The 3,345-nt window shown below is 48.0% G+C and carries 1 protein-coding gene and 1 pseudogene; both read left to right on the forward strand.

Translation table 11 applies throughout. The annotated features are described in order from the left end of the window. Nucleotides 1-210, forward strand: a pseudogene (locus LIQ05_RS19030) (amidoligase enzyme); the annotation flags it as partial. An 85-nt stretch (nt 211-295) separates the two neighbouring features. Further along, nucleotides 296-3,345, forward strand: a 3,050-nt coding sequence (locus LIQ05_RS19035) for a SpaA isopeptide-forming pilin-related protein (RefSeq protein ID WP_320051483.1), incomplete at its 3' end; no start/stop codon positions are given.

Below are 3,345 nucleotides of genomic sequence, written 5' to 3' on the forward strand. Positions count from 1 at the left end.
TCCTGTACCCATGCAAAAAAGACGGAGATCGGGGATAACCCGGCATTTACGTTCCGCACCTTTCTGCTCCGCCTCGGATTGATCGGGGACGAATACAAAAATGTGCGGAAGCATCTGCTTGCCAATCTGGACGGGGATAAGGCATGGCGGTATGACAAAAGTACCTATGCCTGTCTGCAGAATCCAAGACGGACAGATGATGCGAGATAACAGAATAATGAGAACAGACAGGCCGGATGGAAACATCCGGCTGTTCTTATGCAAAATGAAGAAAAAGAAGAAAGAGGTAGAAAACATGAAGAGTAAATATCGATTCAGGCGAATCCTTTCAGGGGTGATGGCGGCAGTCACCATCTTATCCACGGTCATTTCACCGCTGACGGTGTATGCTTCGGAAGAGCCGAAAGCGGCGGAACCGCCAGCGTATGAATCCGTAAAGGATCAGCTGGATGAAAATGAAGTGGTAAAAGCCACCGATCTGGAGCTGGAAGTCGGACAGGACTTTGATGTTTCCACGGATTTTACAAATTTGGAAATCAAGGACGAAAGCAAAGTCAAAGTGACATTCCAGAAAGCAGAGAATGACGCCGGGGAGAACTTCAGCACCAGCCATGCAGACACTTACCATGCCGTTTATTATGTGGAGCCAGTCAACCAGAACCACCCGGTTTATCAGATTGGGAGAAACCTGATCGTAAAAGAGCCTGTGACAGCAGCTCAGAGTGAACCGCAGACAGAACAGGCAGTTACCGAAGAGGATACAGGTTCTGATGATGAGGAAGCTGCCTCGCAGGAAGAAACTGAGACAGTGCCTGTAGAGACAGAAATTGTTGAGCCGGAGACAGCTGAATCTGAAACAGAAGAACCGGAAGAAACAGAACCCGAATTTCAGGACGGACTTTCCGAATCCGAGTTTGATGCTGCATTAGAGGAATCCGAAACGGAAAATACAACCGATGAAGAATCCGGGCTGACACTCAGCGATGTTCTGGAGCAGGCAGGGGAACAGGATATTGACCTGATGGCAATGGAAGATGGGGAAACCGTTTCATTCACCGCAGTCAATACCAGTACAAGAGCAACACAGGACGTAGATGTGACAAGAGGGGCTGCATACTATTATGCAGACTACGGTCTGGGTTCCTATGTAACTTATAAATATACCGTAAAATTTGGAAACGTGTCTGCAACTGCCTACTGTGTGCAGCCGTCCAAGGCAGGACCTGGGGATGGTGTCTATAAGATCACCAAACTGGGTGACAGCAAAGCACTGGCAAAAGTATGCTACTACGGCACAAAAGCATCCGGCGAAAATGGATTTTTCTCAGAGAAACATCCTGATTTTTCCGCTGGAAAACAGTTTATCATTGTCCATCTGGCTGCGTCTTATGCCAATAACAGTAGTGACGCTTTTTCCGGTACGAATGCAACCGGACAGGCTCTGGCAATGGAACTCTACAATTATTGCATGAGCCAGCCGGAGATACCGGAAGTGGACATGAGTTTCTCCAATGCAAATGTTACCGCATATATCAGCGGAAACAGCCAAAGAACAGAAGAGATCACCTTCAAGGCATCCGAACTGCAGACCATCACCATGAAGCTGCCGTCCGGTGTCAAACTGCATAATGTGACAACGGGAAAAACAAGCAGTGCAGGTGCATCCGTGGAGATCTGCGGCGGTACCAAATTCTACTTATCTGCACCGCTGACACAGGCAGTGGATGTCAAAGGGGAATGGTCTGTCACCATGAAGGGAAGCATCATCAAAGATTATTCCGCTTATAAGATCACAACCGGAAGCGAGACACAGGACCTTGCCCTGGTATTTGGCGAGGGTGTGACCGATGAGAAATATGTAGATTTTAAAGTATCATGGGTAAAACAGGCAACTCTGGAGATCGTAAAGAAGGACCGCAAGAGCAACAAAGCCATCGCAGGTGCAGTTTATGGCGTTTACAGTGACAAGGATGGAAAGAACTTGATCACAAAGATGCCGGCCACAGATGCCAACGGAGCTTCCAGCGTTACGATCACCAAAACACAGGATACCGTATACCTGAAAGAGATCTCCGTACCAAACGGATATCTGCTGGATACCAAAGCCTACGATGTGAAACTGGTCATCGGAGATACTGTAAAACAAACCGTTACCGATACAGAGCAGATGGCAAGCCTGACTGTGTATAAATTAGGAGAAGTCCTGACCGGAGCAAAGGTAACTGATGATGGTGTTTCCTTTGTTTATACCGAGCAGAAACAGAAGAGTGCGGTTTACAATGTTTATGCCGCAGCGGATATTGTATCCGCAGACGGAACCGTCATTTATAAAAAAGACGCACTGGTCAAAGCCGGACTTACTACCGGGGATGACGGAAGTGTCACACTGGATAATCTATATCTGGGAAAATATGTGGTAAAAGAAATGCAGGCACCACAAAATCTGGTATGCACAGGCGAAAGCCAGGAAATCACCCTTTCCTATGCCGGAAGCAATGTGGAGAAGGTCATGGGAAGCGTGACATTCAAAAATGACCGCCAAAAAGCAAGCGTAAGCGTATACAAACAGGATAAGGAAACCAGGAAATACCTTCCGGGTGGCACTTATGGCCTGTATGCCGGAAACGACATCAAAGCAGCGGACGGAACCGTTGTGGTCAAAAAAGATACCCTCATTGAGAAGGCAGTGACCGGAACAGACGGAAAAGCCGTATATCAGGCAGACCTGCCGATCGCTAACAGCTACTACATGAAAGAGGTTTCTGCACCGGCCGGATATACCAGAAACAGTGAGGATGTGTACTCTTTTACGTTCCAGTACACCACAGACAAAGAGGCAACCGTTTCTTTCAGCCACACGTTCCAGAACGAGCGTGTCAATGCGAAGATCAAACTGGTAAAAGAGGATTCCGAAACCGGAAAGACCGCACAGGGAGATGCAACCCTTGAGGGTGCGGTTTACGGACTGTATGCCCGTGAGGATATCGTTCATCCGGATGGACAGACAGGTGTCCTTTACCCGGCAGGAACGCAGATTGCAACCCTGACTACGGATGCCGAGGGAAATGCAGAAATCGCAGACCTCTATCTCGGAAAGTATTACGTGAAAGAATTGACGCCGCCTGTTGGATATCTGGCAGACCCGGAAGAACATGATCTGGAGTGTAATGACGAGGGAGATCTGGTTCAGACGGTAGAACGTACCGCAACTTCTCTGGAAGATGTGATCAAACAGCCGTTCCAGGTCATTAAAGCAGCCAACAATGGTAAGACCGATGCCGATCTGTTAAAAGGTGTGGGATTCAGTGCATATCTGGAGAGCAGCCTGAAGAAAAATAAGGACGG

The sequence above is a fragment of the Blautia glucerasea genome, from assembly GCF_020537505.1.
Classification (GTDB): Bacteria; Bacillota; Clostridia; order Lachnospirales; family Lachnospiraceae; genus Blautia_A.